Here is a 239-nt window from a genome sequence, read left to right on the forward strand (position 1 = left end):
GAACGGAGAACCCCTGCCGCTGGCCCATGGCGGACCGTTGCGGCTGGTGATCCCGGGCTATTACGGCGTCAACAACGTCAAATACCTCAAGCGGTTGGCCCTGACCGAAGGTGAATCCCCCAACAAAATCCAGCAGACCAGCTATCGCGTGCGCCCCGTGGGCGTGAAGGGCGATCCGTCCCAGCCTTCGATGTATGAGATGAGCGTGAAGTCCTGGATCACCGGGCCGCTGATGGATG

At 61.5% G+C, this 239-nt stretch carries 1 protein-coding gene; it reads left to right on the forward strand.

Annotation, left to right across the window (positions count from 1 at the left end):
• Window positions 1-239, forward strand: a 239-nt coding sequence (locus tag A3728_RS16240) for a molybdopterin-dependent oxidoreductase (RefSeq protein WP_150120853.1), incomplete at both ends; no start/stop codon positions are given.

The organism is Sulfitobacter sp. HI0040 (genome assembly GCF_001634885.1).
Lineage (GTDB): Bacteria > Pseudomonadota > Alphaproteobacteria > Rhodobacterales > Rhodobacteraceae > Sulfitobacter.